Origin of the sequence: Micropruina glycogenica (assembly GCF_900289045.1) — a bacterium.
GTDB classification, from domain to species: domain Bacteria; phylum Actinomycetota; class Actinomycetes; order Propionibacteriales; family Propionibacteriaceae; genus Micropruina; species Micropruina glycogenica.
Genome location: NZ_LT985188.1, coordinates 1,029,191 through 1,042,511 on the forward strand (window position 1 = coordinate 1,029,191; position 13,321 = coordinate 1,042,511).

At 67.5% G+C, this 13,321-nt stretch carries 10 protein-coding genes; 1 reads left to right on the forward strand and 9 read right to left on the reverse strand.

All coding sequences use genetic code 11. The annotated features are described in order from the left end of the window. Positions 1-52 precede the first annotated feature (52 nt). A complete protein-coding gene (locus MPLG2_RS04845; RefSeq protein WP_105185167.1) occupies positions 53-1,294 on the forward strand; it encodes a pyrophosphate--fructose-6-phosphate 1-phosphotransferase in 1,242 nt (413 codons plus the stop codon). A 168-nt stretch (positions 1,295-1,462) separates the two neighbouring features. Here MPLG2_RS04845 and MPLG2_RS04850 read toward each other — a convergent pair whose 3' ends face one another. The 9 genes from MPLG2_RS04850 to MPLG2_RS04890 form a co-directional block, all read right to left on the reverse strand. Next, complete coding sequence (locus tag MPLG2_RS04850; protein ID WP_158680883.1) at positions 1,463-2,314, reverse strand: CHAD domain-containing protein; 852 nt, start codon at positions 2,312-2,314, stop codon at positions 1,463-1,465. Further along, positions 2,307-2,975, reverse strand: a complete 669-nt coding sequence (locus MPLG2_RS04855; RefSeq protein WP_105185169.1) for a hypothetical protein — start codon at positions 2,973-2,975, stop codon at positions 2,307-2,309. Before MPLG2_RS04855 ends, MPLG2_RS04850 begins: the two co-directional genes overlap by 8 nt. 28 nt (positions 2,976-3,003) lie before the next feature. After that, positions 3,004-7,632 carry a DNA polymerase III subunit alpha gene (gene dnaE / locus MPLG2_RS04860; RefSeq protein WP_105185170.1) on the reverse strand — a complete coding sequence of 1,543 codons (4,629 nt, stop codon included), beginning with the start codon at positions 7,630-7,632 and terminating at the stop codon, positions 3,004-3,006. A 597-nt stretch (positions 7,633-8,229) separates the two neighbouring features. Beyond that, positions 8,230-9,483, reverse strand: a complete 1,254-nt coding sequence (locus tag MPLG2_RS04870) for a serine hydrolase domain-containing protein (protein WP_105185171.1) — start codon at positions 9,481-9,483, stop codon at positions 8,230-8,232. A gap of 75 nt (positions 9,484-9,558) precedes the next feature. Then, positions 9,559-9,792: a PEP-utilizing enzyme gene (locus MPLG2_RS19820; RefSeq protein ID WP_231935813.1), complete on the reverse strand. Its 234-nt coding sequence runs from the start codon at positions 9,790-9,792 to the stop codon at positions 9,559-9,561. 140 nt (positions 9,793-9,932) lie between these two features. Next, a complete protein-coding gene (locus tag MPLG2_RS19305) occupies positions 9,933-10,277 on the reverse strand; it encodes a hypothetical protein (protein ID WP_231935815.1) in 345 nt (114 codons plus the stop codon). A gap of 101 nt (positions 10,278-10,378) precedes the next feature. Then, a complete protein-coding gene (locus tag MPLG2_RS04880) occupies positions 10,379-11,515 on the reverse strand; it encodes a trans-sulfuration enzyme family protein (RefSeq protein WP_197710088.1) in 1,137 nt (378 codons plus the stop codon). A 202-nt stretch (positions 11,516-11,717) separates the two neighbouring features. Continuing rightward, positions 11,718-12,701 carry a squalene cyclase gene (locus tag MPLG2_RS04885; RefSeq protein ID WP_105185174.1) on the reverse strand — a complete coding sequence of 328 codons (984 nt, stop codon included), beginning with the start codon at positions 12,699-12,701 and terminating at the stop codon, positions 11,718-11,720. Between the two features lie 39 nt (positions 12,702-12,740). Beyond that, positions 12,741-13,268, reverse strand: coding sequence for a DUF1697 domain-containing protein (locus MPLG2_RS04890; protein WP_158680884.1), 528 nt, complete (start codon positions 13,266-13,268; stop codon positions 12,741-12,743). Positions 13,269-13,321: the final 53 nt, after the last annotated feature.

Sequence of the window (13,321 nt, forward strand, 5' to 3'; positions counted from 1 at the left end):
TTTGCTTCCACGGGCCGGGATCGGGCAATAGGGTGATGGTGTCAATCCCCCGATGAGAGGCTCACTCATGGTTCAGAAGGTCGCCCTGCTCACCGCCGGTGGTTTCGCACCGTGCCTGTCGTCGGCGATCGGCGGTCTGATTCAGCGCTACACCGAGGTGGCACCGGACGTCGAGATCATCGCCTACAAGTACGGGTATCAGGGTCTGCTCACCGGCGACTACCTCGAGGTCACCCCCGCCGTCCGCGAAAAAGCGCATCTGCTGCACCTGTACGGCGGCTCGCCGATCGGCAACAGCCGCGTCAAGCTCACCAACGCCAAAGACCTGGTGCGCCGTGGCCTGGTGGCCGAGGGCGACGATCCGCTCAAGGTGGCCGCCGACCAGTTGGTGGCCGACGGTGTGGACGTGCTGCACACCATCGGTGGCGACGACACCAACACCACCGCGGCCGATCTGGCGGCGTACCTGGCGAAGCACGACTATGGACTCACCGTGGTGGGGCTGCCCAAGACCATCGACAACGACGTCATTCCGATTCGGCAGTCGCTGGGCGCCGACACCGCGGCCGAAATGGGTGCGCGGTTCTCGCGCAACGTGCTGGCCGAGCACAACGCGGGCACCCGCATTCTGATCGTCCATGAGGTGATGGGACGCAACTGCGGCTGGCTGACCGCTGCCACCGCCCGCAAGTACCGCGACTGGCTGACCGACGCCGAGTGGCTGCCCGAGATCGGCCTGGACGCCAAGGCGTGGGACGTGCACGCGGTGTTCGTGCCCGAGGCGGTTATCGACATCGAGGAGGAGGCGGTTCGGCTCAAGCAGGTGATGGACACCGTCGGCAACGTGACGATCTTCATCTCTGAGGGCGCCGGCGTCGAGAGCATCGTCGCCGAGATGGAGAAGGCCGGCGAAGAAGTCGCACGCGACGCGTTCGGCCACATTCGCCTCGAGCGAATCAACCCCGGCGCATGGTTCGCCAAGCAGTTCGCCGAGATGCTCGGTGCCGAGAAGATCCTGGTGCAGAAGTCGGGCTACTACTCGCGTTCGGCCGCGGCCAACGCCTTCGACCTCGACCTGATTCACTCGATGACCGACCTTGCCGTCGATTCGGCGCTGCGCGGCGAGTCGGGCGTGATCGGCAACGACGAAGAGAACGGCGACGTGCTCACCGCAATCGCGTTCGACCGCATCAAGGGCGGCAAGCCGTTCGACATCGGCCAGGACTGGTACCTCGACATGCTGTCGGCGATCGGTCAGCCGGCACCCGTCGCGGCGCCGCCGGCCGAACACTGAGCAGCCGAGTGCAGTAATTTGCTGCACGGGGAGCCGACTTCGCCGGGATGGCGACGTACCCCGTCATCCCGGCGCAGGCCGGGATCTCACCACACATTCGCCGCATGAGATCCCGACTTTCGTCGGGATGACGAGAAGCCCGTCCGCTCTTCCCGCGATCTGTGCTGGTCAGGTGAGGGCCGCCGCCAACGCCTCGCGCCCAAGGGCCAGAGCCTCGTCGCGACTTTGTAACTCGACCAGCACCAGTTCGAGGTAGGTGTCGGCCGGCTCCCCCGCCTCACGTGCCCGGACGGCTGCTGTGGCCAGATAACTCTCGGCCACCACCGTGTCCTGAAACTCGCCCAGCGCCTCGGTGACCGCCTCCCACGCCCTCAAGAGTTGTTCACCGTGATCGCCCAACACCGGTACCAGGGCCTCGGAGCAGTACCGGGCCGCCTTGGCCGCCTTGCGCACCTCGTGCCACCGGTGCGCGTCGTCGCCGATCTCTGCCGCCCGGGCCTCGAGACGTCGGACGCGCTCGATGGCGCCGTCGAGCAGGTCGACAAGTCGGTCGCGCGTGGCCCGCCGTCCGTCTTTGCGCAGCGGCGGGTCGGCGACGAAGTCGGCCAGATTGGCCCGCAGCGCGGCGTACCGTTCGGTGCCCATCGACTCGACCAGCGAACGGTGCGCATGCTCGTGGGTGGCGTCCAGGGCGTCGCCCAACCGCCGCCGCACGGGGCCCGCGATCTCGGCGTCGTCGAGGTCGTTCACGCGTGTCAGCAGCCGCTCTTTCAGCACTTCGGCATCACGCGGCGCGCCGAGGTGATCGGCGTGCCAGGCAAGTTCATTGCGCAGCCCACGCAGCCGACCCTTCGTGAACAGAGGTGCGAACGTGCGCAGCGCGCTACGCGCCCGCCGGGTCGCCACCCGGCTGCGATGCACGGCGTCGGGTGCATCGACCAGCACGTCGTCGGCCCGGTCGGCGATCACGCCGGCCTGCGTGCGCAGGTAGTCGAGCACCGAGTCGCTCGGCCTACTCACGAACGCTGCCCGCCTCGTCGGCCCGCACTTCTTCGGTGCGCACCACGCCCAGGTCGTCGATGACTTCCTGCGGCGCTTGCGGCCCTTCGACATGACGGCCCCTGCGCCGATTGCGGGGCTCGCGGGGCGCAGCCTCGTCGTCGGGGCCGAGCGCCGAGCCCAGCAGAATCGGAGTCACGGCGGCGAACGCCCACACCGCCAGCGCCGAGGGCGACCGCAGCATCAAGCCGATCGGCACCAGGTCGCCGGGCTTGGCTGTGGCCAGCCGTTCGTCGAACGAGGTGCCGCCCAGCAACTGGCCGAGTTGCCAGCAGACCACACCGGCCAGCGCTCCCAAGCCGCCGGCCAGAAAGGCCGACACCCAACCCAGGTGCTTGAAGCGACGCCAGGTGAACACGCCGATCACCGCGCCGAACACCACGCCGAGCACCACGTACCAGGCGTCCGCACCGAAGATGTCGGTCAAGCCTCGCTCGCTCATCGAAGCTGAGCCGTCGGCCTGCACTAGATAGCTGGGCGGTTGGACCACCAGCCGCCAGACGACGGCTGCCACGATGCCGACCACCAGTGCCGCCACCGCGAACATCGACGCCGACCACGGGTCGCGGTGATGCGCGCGCTTGGTGGGCTCGACCGTTGTCGGCGAACTGGGACTGGTCACCCGCTCAGCGTAGTGGGCTCTGACAGCCCTACACGCAGGACGGCCCGAGCAGGGCCTTCAGGTCGGCCATCAGGGGCGGTGACGGCATCACCCGCAGGGTTTCTTCGAGCTTCCACACCGTGGTGCGGTTGCTCGACGTGGTCAGCCGCACCCGCACCTCGGTGGCGCCCGGGTGGTTGGTCAGCACCGTGCGCAACTGCTGCACCACCGCCGGCGTGCAGCGGGCCGCGGGCAGTGAGATGACGACCGGCCCGGTCGGGCCCTCGGACACGTCGGGGAAACTCACATCGGTGCCCCGCAGCTCGACGCCCTCGTCTTTGCCGACCAGCTTGCCCTTGATGCGCACGATGGTGTCGGTGGCCAGCTGCAGCGCCACCAGCTGGTAGGCCTTGGGAAACAGCAGCACCTCGATCGAGGCCTCCAGGTCTTCGACCGTGACGATCGCCCACAGGTCGCCGGTCTTGGTCTGCTTGCGGGTGACCTGGGTGATCATGCCGGCGATCGAGGTGGTGATGTCGCGCGGCCCGTCCTCGGCCACCAGAGCGCCGATCGAGTGGTCGCGGTTCGCCAACAGCACGTGTTCGAGGCCGAGCAGCGGGTGGTCAGACACGTACAGCCCGAGCATTTCGCGCTCGAACGCGAGCCGAACGCGCTTGTCCCACTCGTCCACCTGCGGAATCGGGCTGCTGACCAGCGCCTCGCCGTCGCCGGCGTCGCCGAACAGGTCGTCCTGGCCGTTGGCCTGGTTGCGTTTGAGGTCGATGACCTCGTCGACCTTCTGCTCGTAGCACTCCATGAGCGAGCGCCGGGTGTGGCCCAGGGAGTCGAACGCGCCGGCCTTGATCAGCGACTCGATCACCCGCTTGTTGCACACCACGAGCGGAACGTTGCTCAAGAACTCGTTGAAGTCGTGCGCCTTACCGTGCTCGTCGCGCCCGGCGACGATGCCGTTCACCACGTTGTCGCCCACGTTGCGAATGGCGCCCAACCCGTAGCGAATGTCGGTGCCCACCGGGGTGAACATGCCGTCGGACTCGTTGACGTCGGGCGGCAACACCTTGATGCCCATGCGCCGGCACTCGGCCAGGTAGACCGCCGACTTGTCCTTGTCGTCCTTCACCGACTGCAGCAACGCCGCCATGTATTCGGCCGGGTAGTTGGCCTTGAGGTAGGCGGTCCAGTACGAGATCAGCCCATAGGCGGCGGTGTGGGCCTTGTTGAACGCGTAGTCCGAGAAGGGCACCAGAATGTCCCACAACGACTTGATCGCGCCGGCTGAGTAGCCGTTGGCGGTCATGCCCGCGGCGAAGCGGTCGTACTCCTTTTCGAGCACTTCCTTCTTCTTCTTGCCCATCGCCCGGCGCAGTTCGTCTGCGGCACCGAGGGTGTAGTTGGCCACCTTCACCGCGATCTGCTGCACCTGCTCCTGATAGACGATCAGGCCGTAGGTGAGGTCGAGGATCTCGGCCAGCGGTTCGGCCAGCTCGGGGTGGATCGCGGTGATCGGCTGCTTGCCGGTCTTGCGCAGCGCGTAGTTGGTGTGGCTGTTGGCCCCCATCGGGCCCGGCCGGTACAGCGCGAGTGCGGCCGAGATGTCTTCGAAGTTGTCGGGCTGCATCTGCCGCAGCAGCACCCGCATGCCGCCGCCGTCCAACTGAAAGATGCCGAGCGTGTCACCCGTGGCCAGCAGTTGGTAGGTGGACGGGTCGGTGGGGTTCTTGCTCAGCGCGTCCAGATCGAGGTCGACGCCGCGGTTGGCCTTCACGTTGGCGAGCGCGTCGTCGAGAATGGTCAGGTTGCGCAGGCCCAGGAAGTCCATCTTGACCAGGCCGAGCGCCTCGCAGCTCGGGTAGTCGAACTGGGTGATGATCTGACCGTCGGCCTCGCGCTTCATGACCGGAATCACGTCGAGCAGCGGTGCCGAGCTCATGATCACGCCGGCGGCGTGCACGCCCCACTGGCGCTTCAGGCCCTCGATGCCGCGGGCCGTGTCGACCACCTCTTGTACCTCGGGGTCGCTCTCGTACAACGCCCTGAACTCGCCGCCCTCGGCGTAGCGGGCGTGCTGGGGGTTGAACACCTCGGGCAGCGGCACGTCCTTGCCCATCACCGGCGGCGTGTAGGCCTTGGTGATCTTCTCACCCAGGCCGAACGGCTTGCCCAGGACACGTCCGGCGTCTTTGATGGCCTGCTTGGCCTTGATGGTGCCGTAGGTGACGATCTGACACACGTGGTCGTCGCCGTACTTCTCGGTGACGTAACGGATCACCTCACCGCGTCGGCGCTCGTCGAAGTCGATGTCGAAGTCGGGCATGGACGGACGTTCGGGGTTGAGGAACCGCTCGAAGATCAGCCCGTGCGGCACCGGATCCAAGTCGGTGATGCGCAGGGCGTAGGCGCACATCGAACCGGCGCCCGAGCCGCGTCCGGGGCCCACCCTGATGCCGTTGTTCTTGGCCCAGTTGATGAAGTCGGCCACCACCAGGAAGTAGCCGCAGTTGTGCACCGCGATGCCTTCAGCCACATAGGTGTGGTCACCGCTCACTGTCAGATTGTGCACGGTGCCCTGATACGCCTGACGCGCTGTGGCCCTCACACGTACCCACCAACGGCCGTCGACGTGGCGGGCGTTGTACGGGGCCTTGGTGCGCGTGGGAATCCACTGAACCTTCCAGGTCTTCTGACTCGGGCTTCTGTCCACTACCGCCCATTGCCCGATGGACAGCAGCAACGAACGGAGTTGTCTGGCCAGCACGTCGTTGACAGTCGTGATTCCAACGCGAGTCCGGTCAGCGTGACCGTCGCCCTCGAGCCACCCGGAGATGAACGACCTGATGCCGCTTTCCGGAAGAGATGAAATCCACGGGTGGAGCTTCTTGTTGCGAACCCCGCAGCCAACCAGTTCTTGCAGCAGAAGTGCCAATGGATGGTTGGTCAGCATCACTGTGACACCCTGATGGTTCGGGGCGCAGTCGCTTGCTTTGGAATACAGACGAGGCTCGCCCAACTTGAGGGATTCGATCGTTTGCATGAGGCGGCTGACCGCCGGTTCATCTCGATGAAGAGTCCATCCGATCTGTCCCGGGCTCGTCGGTGCGCTCGGATCAACCAGGTGACCCTCGGCCACCCACAGACCGATGAGCCACATGAGGTCGGCTGACCACTCAACCAGGCAGGGCAGGCTCCCGCTCGCCGGGCGGGGCGAGCGCACGTCACTCGTGCACATCCGCGTGAACGACTGGTCTTCGCCATGAGACAGTGTCCAGCCCCGGGCAACGGCTGCGGCTTCAAGATCAAACGGCGCATAGGTGGGAGGCTCCGCCTGAGGTAGCAGCAGCCAGTCCCCGGGCTGCACCTGCGATGCCGGCACCCAGCCCTTGGAGTCGACCAAGAACGGATGCTCAGCAGTGGCTCGCACTTCGTTCGTCTGGCCGAAGGGGTGGATGACGCAAATCTCTTCGTCAACGACCCGCGAAATTACGTCTTCGACCACGGCCGGGCGGCCCTTGAGGTTCCAGGTGCTGACCGACGTGATCTCATCACCTACACGAATCGACTCGATCGGCCGCCACGTGCCGTCACCCAGCAACACCTGGGTGCCGGGAGGGAAGCAGTACCCCTTGTCGGTAATGACTTTGGTCTCGAACTCGGCCTGCTCGGTGGCGTAGCTGGGCACGCCTTCGGGAAAGCGCACCTCGAGCCCGTGGCGCACTTCTTTGGCGAACCACGACTCTTCGGTTTCGCCGGCTGGCACCGGAAATTGCGCCATGTAGGTGCCGGTGCCCTCGTCGAAGTGGGTTTCGCAGCGTTCGGCGATGGCCAGGGTGTTGTCGCACGCCTCGGGCAGTTCGGCCCAGATGCGGCGCATCTCGGCCGGGCTCTTGAGGTAGTAGCCGTTGCCGTCGAACTTGAACCGGTTGGGGGTGTCGCGGTTCGAGCCCGACGACACGCACAGCAGCGTGTCGTGCGCCTCGGCGTCGTCGGCGTGCACGTAGTGCAGGTCGTTGGTGGCCACCAGCGGCAGCTTGAGGTCTTTGGCTATGCGCAGCAGGTCGTGCCGCACGCGGCGCTCGATGGCGAGTCCGTGGTCCATCAACTCGACGTAGAAGTTGCCGGCGCCGAAGATGTCGCGAAACTCGGCCGCCGAGGCCAGCGCCTGGTCGTACTGGCCCAGACGCAGGTAGGTCTGCACCTCGCCCGAGGGGCACCCGGTGGTGCCGATCAGCCCCGACTTGTACTCGTGCAGCAGTTCGCGGTCGGCGCGTGGCTTGTAGAAGAAGCCCTCCAGCGAACTGCGCGAGCTGAGCCGAAACAGGTTGTGCATGCCGGCCGAGTTCTCGGCCCAGATGGTCATGTGGGTGTAGGCGCCCTTCGACGCCACGTCGTCGCCGGTGCCGTCGCCGAACTGCACCCGCTTGCGCTCGCCGCGGGGAGTCTTGGGTGTGAGGTAGGCCTCGAGGCCGATGATCGGCTTGACCGCGCTGCCCTTGGCCACCTTGTACCACTCGTAGGCGCCGAACAGGTTGCCGTGGTCGGTCACCGCCAGCGCCGACATGCCCATCTGCTCGCAGCCCTTGACCAGGTCTTTGAGTCGTGCGGCGCCGTCGAGCATCGAGTACTCGCTGTGGCAGTGCAGATGCACGAACCCATCGGCCATCGGGTGTTTCGACCTCCAAAGACGTGGTGGACGCACGGCGGATCGCCAGGGGGAAGTCCAGCGGAGAGCCCCACCCTAACCCCACGTCCGACAGGTTCCAGGCGACACTCGCGACGACGGTCGTCCGGTCGGCGTGTCGCACCGCCCGAGAAATCGACCTTACTGATCCAGCCGACCCAGGGCTCGGAGCTACCGACGAGAGGAGGCTATCCAGTGTCCTGATCCAACCCCCTGTCTTCCCAGGTGGCGTAGCTTCCGCCGTCCCACGTCCACTCCACGCGCCCATTGCAGCTACGTCCGAGTGCGATCGCACCCGCTGTGGACAGGTACGCGCCATTCCGTCGCGCCTCGGGTCGCCTGAGAACATCGGCCAACTCGGCACGGGTCCCAGACAGAACGTGACCAGTCCACCCGGCGATCTCGGCGGTTGTGAGGCCGCCCGGATCCACGAGAAAAAGTCCGATGTGCTTGCCCGTCAAAGCGCCCCCAAAGTCGGTAGTGCGTTCAGCCCAAGTGATACGCAGTGCTTTCGAAGTACCTACAAATGGGCACGCTGGCCACCCTGCACGCATTGGCGAGGCGACAAGGGCTACCCGTTCAGTCGACCACCGCCGCGGTGGCTGCCGCGACCATGCGCAGGTTGTGCGGCAGCGCACCGTCGAAGCCCGGGGTGCTCATGGTCATGATCACCGTGTCGAGCCGCGGGTTGTTGACGAACTTGGTGCTGAAGAAGCCCTGCCACGAGTACGCGCCCGGCCCGCCCAGGTAGTGGATCGAACCGGCGGGCGCATTCTCACCCTGCTGAATGTCGACCATGTAGCCCCACTTGTTCTGGGTCAGTTGCCAGTTGGTGAGCTCGCCGATCTGGTTGATGGTCATCAGCCGCACCGACGCAGGGCTGAGCACCCGCACACCGTCCAACTCGCCACCGTTGAGCAGCATCTGGGCGAACCTGAAGTAGTCGGCGGTGGTGCCGTGCAGGCCGCCCGCGCCGCTGAACAGGGTCTTGTCGTGGCTGAACGTGTACTGCGGGCCCAGCATGCCCAGCCCCAACGGCGAGGCCTCGGTCTGCTTCTCGTCGCGGCCGGCCCAATACACCGCAGCGATGCGGTGCCATTGGTTTTCGGGCGGAAAGAACCAGATCTCGTTCATGCCCAGCGGCGTGAAGATGTTGTCACGCAGGTAGCTGTCGAAGTCCTGGCCCGACACCACCTCGACCAGCCGGCACAACACGTCGACGCTGTTGTTGGAGTAGTCGAACATGGTGCCCGGGTCGGCGATCAGCGGCAGTGAGGCGATCAGCTCGACGTTGCGCTCCAGCGTGGTGGGCGGGGTGTTCAGGTCGTCGACCAGGCCGGCCTCGTGGTACAGCTTCGGCACCACGTGATAGATCGGCGGCTCGAACAGGCCGTGCCACCAGGTGTTGGTCATGCCCGCGGTCATGGTGAGCAGGTCGTGAATGGTGATCGGACGCTCGGCGGTGCGCAACTGGGTGACCGCCCAGTCCTTCACCACCGCCACCTTGGTGTCGGCGAAGGCGGGCAGGTAGGTGGCGATCGGTTCGTGCAGCGCGATCAGGCCGCGTTCGAACAGTTGCAGCACGGCGACGGCGGCTACCACCTTGGTCATCGAGGCGAGCCGAAAGATCGAGTCGGTGGCCATCTCGACGCCCTCGTCGGCCTTGCCGAACGCCTTGAAGTAGCAGACCTTGCCGTGCCTGGCCATCAGCACCACCGAGCCCTGGTAGGCGTTCTCGGCCAGGTAGCGGCGCTGCAGGGCGTCGATGTTGGCCAGGTAGTCGGCGCTGACGCCGACCTCGGCGGGGTCGACCTGGGTGTACGCGGCAGTCATCGCAGATCCTCTCTGGGGTCCGGCCACCCGCGCAGTCACCTCGTTGTGCTGCCCGGCCGGAACAACGCTTCGAGACTATGCCGCGGCGTCGTCCGCCGAAAGCACCCGTCCGTGGTCGCCGTCGACGATCACGCGGGCGCCGGTCGTGAGCGCGGTGGTGCCGTCGCCAGTGCCCATCACCGCCGGAATGCCGTACTCGCGGGCCACGATCGCCGCGTGCGACGCCAGTCCCCCGTGGTCGACCACCACGGCCGAGGCCCGGGTGAACAGCGGCGTCCAGGCCGGGTTGGTGGCCGGGCAGACGAGCACCTCGCCGGGCTGCAGGTCGCTGAACTCGGCCGGCCCGCGAATGACTCGGACGGCTCCCGCGGCCCGTCCCCCGCCCCCGGCCGCGCCGGTGACCAGAGCCTCGGCGTCGTCGCGGCGCGGGTACAGGGTGGTCGTGGCGATCAGCGAGACCCGGCGAGTCGCTGCCAGGCAGCCTTGCGCCGCTCGACGCTGGCCCGCAGGGCAGCACCCCCGGACGGCGTCGCACCCGGGTCGGGCAGCGCCTGCAGTTCGGGCCAGGTGAGAAACCACACGTCGTCGGCGGTGTCGATCAGCTGCGCCGCGGCCAGTCGCCGGCCCGCTTCGAGCACCGCGTGGCGCACCGGCGGCATCGCCCGGCTGCGTTCGAAATGGGTGTCTTCGCGCACCTGAACGCCCGCGGATGCACGCGTGACCAGCCGCCGCACCGCGTTCTCGGCGCGCAGCCTGCGCACCAGCGGGTCTGCGAGCAGCGTCGCCAGGCGCAACCGTTCAGACGTGACTGACGCGGCGGGCTACGGGGGATCCCTGCCTTCGCCGGGATGACGGAGACCCCCATCTCGACGCATGCACGCACCTCGTTCGCGGCCTACTGGCCGAGACCGTCCAGCGCCTGTTCGAGATCGGCCCAGAGGTCGTCCACCGATTCCAGCCCGACAGAGAGGCGCACCAGGTTCTTGGGCACTGTTTCGGGCTCGCCCGGTATGCGCCGGCGCCGCTCGATGAGCGATTCGACTCCGCCCAAACTGGTGGCCGGCACCCAGAGCCGCACCCCTTGCACCAGCTCGTCCGCCGCATGCACGCCACCGGCCAGCTCGATCGACAGCATGGCGCCGAAGCCGCGCATCTGGGCCCTGGCGCGTTCGTGACCGGGGTCGCTGGCCAGGCCCGGGTAGCGCACCAGGCTGATGGCGGGGTGTTCGTGCAGGCGTTTCGCCAGCACGCCGGCGGTGGCCTGTTGGCGCTCGACGCGCACCGCCAGGGTGCGTAGGCCGCGCAGGGCCAGCCAGGCCTCCATCGGGCCCAGAATCGCGCCGTGCAGCCCCCGGTAGGAGCGCAGCTGCTGCAGCAGTGCCTCGTCGGCGGCCACCAGCACGCCCAGAACCACGTCGGAATGCCCGGCCAGGTACTTGGTGCCCGAGTGCATCACCACCGACGCTCCGAGCGCCAGCGGGTTCTGCAGCAGCGGCGTGGCGAAGGTGTTGTCGACCGCGACCTTCGCGCCGGCCGCCCGGGCCGCCTCGCACAGCGCCGGCAGGTCGGCCACCTGCAGCAGCGGGTTGGTCGGCGACTCCATGATCAGCCAATCGGCGCCGGGCAGTTCGGCGACCACAGCGTCGGTGTCGCTGATGTCGACCAGGGTGAGCGAGAACCGTCCAGCTGTGGACAACTGGCCGGCCAGCGACAGCATCGAGCCGTAGCACGAGTCGGCCATCACCACCCGGCCGCCGGCGGGCACCAGGTCGAAGAGCGCCGCGCCGGCACCCATGCCTGAGGCGAAGCACAGTGCCGTGCCGCCTTCCAGAGCGCCGACGGCGGCTTCGAGGTCGCGCCAGTTCGCGTTGTTCATGCGTGTATAGACGCCTGCATCGGTGCCGCCGAACGGCTCCCACGAGCGGTAGGTGCTGGTGAGTTCGATCGCCGGGCTCACCGGCGCCCCCGCCTCATGCGGGGGACGTCCCGCCACCACCGCCATCGTCTCGACCGACCAGGGTTGCCCACTCATGGTGTTCATCGAAGCAGAAGCGGACGGCACTGGTGGCGCTCGCTCGATGGGCGGCAGTTTGAGATCCCGGCGTGCGCCGGGATGACGGTTGGCGGGAGTGGCCCGGGCTCGATGGGCGACGGTCTTGAGATTCGCGTGTGCACCGTCGGAAACGGCGACCGGAAGACGAGCCTCACCCGTCATCCCGGCGAAGGCCGGGATCTCATCTGTGATCGACGGACTCTCCGTCCCACCAGCGCAGCACCCGCAGCGCGTACAGCGTGAGCCAGGGCGACGGCCGCCCCACCGGCACGTCGATCACGAACCACTCCTGGCCGGGCAGGTGGTCTTCCTGCAGCCAGGTGCCGTCAGCTTGCCGTCGGCCCCGAACCATCTCGACCGCCTCGGCCAGCCGTGGGTCGGGCGCGGTGCCGTGCAACTCGGACGCCCGGCGGAAGTAGTCGAGTGCCACCAGCACGTTGTAGCGCCAGCGGAAGGGGTACCCGAACCGGGTGGCCCACGGCCCGACCTGCTCGCCGGTACTGGCCCGGTTGAGCAGGTGACGCTCCAGCAGGTACTGCTCGCCGCGAGCCCTGATCGCGCTGATGCCCTCGTCGGCGTCGTGGTGCGCCTGGCGGTAGCGCAGCCCTTCGAGCGCGTTCAGCGTGGAGTGGAACGACGACCGCGTCGAGCCCTCCACCCATTCGCAGTTCCAGCCGCCGTCGGCGAGCTGATGATCGGCGAACCAGCGCACCAGGCCCGAGACGTCCGCGCCCAGCCAGGTGCCGGTGGCAAGGGTGAAGCCGTTGATGCAGGCGTCGACCTCACCGGCCCAGTACGGCAGGTCGTCGTAGTCCCAGCGACAGTTGCGGTCGAGCTTCTCGGCCGTGCCGGCCAGCGCCGCCGCGTCCAGACCCCACTCGCGCAGGGTCTTCAGCGACCACGTGGTGGCCGTCCACGGCTGCCCCTGTTGGCCTTTCACCCAGGCGGTCGGGTGGCCGGCTGCTGGAAAGTACGAGCCGCCCGCCCATTGCCCGTCGGGGTCTTGTTCGGCCAGCAGTGCGACGCCCATGCCCTCGGTGGCGACTAACGTGCGAGTGGCGCGCCAGGTGCCTTCGTCAGCACCCAGCAGGTCGCGCTGCACCTGCCAGCGCAGCGCCGGATCGGTATCCAGCAGCCATCGGGTCAGCTCGTCGGTGTGTTCCATGCCCGCACGGTAGGAGGAATTGCGGACGTTGACCATCCGCTACAGCAGTTCGACCAGCCTGCGCAGCGTGTTCAGGTTGCGCCCGGTGACCAGCCGTGGCCTGACCAGGGCGGGCAGCTTCGCCGCGAGCTTGGAGCGTCCGATGCCGTCGACGAAGTCGACCCACACCTCGTGCCCGGCCACCTTCAGCCGTTCGTTGCCGGGCACCTGCGCCAGCCGGTCCGCCAGCCCGGCGGGCGCGGCACCGTCGAGGAAGTTGATCACCACATGGGCGCCGTCGCCGTCGGGAAACGGGTTGGCGTCCAGCAGTTTCTGCAGCTGAGTCTTGCTGCGTAGCAGCACCTCGACGGTGAAGCCCGCATCGGCCGCGATCGCCTGTTCGAGCCGTTTGCGCACCCGTTGCTCGGTACCGGTGGCGGTGAACACCACGTTGCCCCAGGCCAGCAGGGTGGTCACGTCGGTGAACCCGGCGTCGAGCGCCGACTTCTTGAGCGCCGCCGACTTGAGTGTGCGGCCACCGACGTTCACCGCCCGCAGCAGACCCGCCCAGCGCTTGCCCTCGCTCATGGACTCATCGTGAAGGATGGCGCCGACCGATTTCCAGGGTTTGCCGTCGACGG

What these genes read in the sequence shown, in the direction of transcription:
- MPLG2_RS04845 (WP_105185167.1), top strand. Translation starts at nt 53, where the DNA reads ATGAGAGGCTCACTCATGGTTCAGAAGGTCGCCCTGCTCACCGCCGGT.
- dnaE (WP_105185170.1), bottom strand. Translation starts at nt 7,632, where the DNA reads ATGGCCGATGGGTTCGTGCATCTGCACTGCCACAGCGAGTACTCGATG.
- MPLG2_RS04870 (WP_105185171.1), bottom strand. Translation starts at nt 9,483, where the DNA reads ATGACTGCCGCGTACACCCAGGTCGACCCCGCCGAGGTCGGCGTCAGC.
- MPLG2_RS04880 (WP_197710088.1), bottom strand. Translation starts at nt 11,515, where the DNA reads ATGAGTGGGCAACCCTGGTCGGTCGAGACGATGGCGGTGGTGGCGGGA.
- MPLG2_RS04885 (WP_105185174.1), bottom strand. Translation starts at nt 12,701, where the DNA reads ATGGAACACACCGACGAGCTGACCCGATGGCTGCTGGATACCGATCCG.
- MPLG2_RS04890 (WP_158680884.1), bottom strand. Translation starts at nt 13,268, where the DNA reads ATGAGCGAGGGCAAGCGCTGGGCGGGTCTGCTGCGGGCGGTGAACGTC.